This window comes from Methanoregula sp. (assembly GCF_002835825.1).
GTDB lineage: Archaea > Halobacteriota > Methanomicrobia > Methanomicrobiales > Methanospirillaceae > Methanoregula.
Genome location: NZ_PIZH01000766.1, coordinates 1 through 1,044 on the forward strand (window position 1 = coordinate 1; position 1,044 = coordinate 1,044).

At 62.6% G+C, this 1,044-nt stretch carries 1 protein-coding gene; it reads right to left on the reverse strand.

The window, feature by feature from the left end; genetic code table 11:
* Window positions 1–1,044: ferrous iron transporter B (locus CW742_RS15045; protein WP_292421814.1), on the reverse strand; the 1,044-nt coding region annotated here is incomplete at both ends.

The following is a 1,044-nucleotide window of genomic DNA, read 5'->3' on the forward strand; positions in this document are numbered from 1 at the left end:
AAGCGCCAGGGCATCTCAATCTGGAACGGGGCGGGTTTTCCGGGCAGGATGGTCCTGCGGAAGAGGTACGCGGAGCCGATGGCAAGAACGATGCCGAGAACATACAGGATGAAGACGTCCGTTCCGGCGATTGCCGGGAAGAACGCCCCGGCAAGGAGGACATAAACCGGCAGGCGTGCCCCGCAGGACATGAACGGGTTGACGAGGATGGTGATGAGCCGGTCGTTCCTGTCCTCAATCGTCCGGGTCGCCATGATGGCCGGGACATTGCAGCCAAAGCCGATCAGCATCGGGATGAAAGACTTGCCCGGAAGGCCGATGGCATACATCAGCCGGTCCATGACGAACGCAGCCCGGGCAAGGTACCCGCTGTCCTCGAGGAGCGAGAGGATGAAGAGCAGGATGAAGATGTTCGGGATGAAGATCAGCACCGCGCCCATCCCGCCGATGATGCCGTCGCCAAGAAGCGACGCGAGCCACGCGGGTTCCAGCCCGCTCTCCGCAACATACGATGCGCAGGATCCCATGATAGAATCGATGGCGGACATGAAGGGGGATGCCACGGCAAAGGTCAGCTCGAACGCCGCCCACATCAGGGCAAGGAAGATTGGGATGCCAAGCCACCGGTCGGTAACCACGCGGTCGATGATGTCCGAGGCGTTCATCTCTTTGACGCACGTGGTGCAGACCTGCGGGAGGAGTGCCCCTATCACTTCATACCGGCGGTCGGCCATCGTTGCTTCGGTATTCTCCGTGTCGATGGATTGCAGGATGGCATCAACGGCCGGTTTTTTCGGGCTTGCCGCTATCTTCGCAAGCGCATTGCCGTCCCCTTCCAGCAGCCGGATGGCGAGCCAGCGGGGCGGGTAACGGGCAGTAAGCGCCGGGTCGCCCTCAAGCACGGTCACGATATCGGCAATATGCCGCTCGCTCTCGTCGCCGTACCCTACCGCGTGCTCGTGGTGCGGCGAGGTCTCGGCTTCCGCGAGTGGGGCGCGGAGGAGCTCGTCAAGCCCCTCTCCGGTGCTCCCGACAGACCTGTGC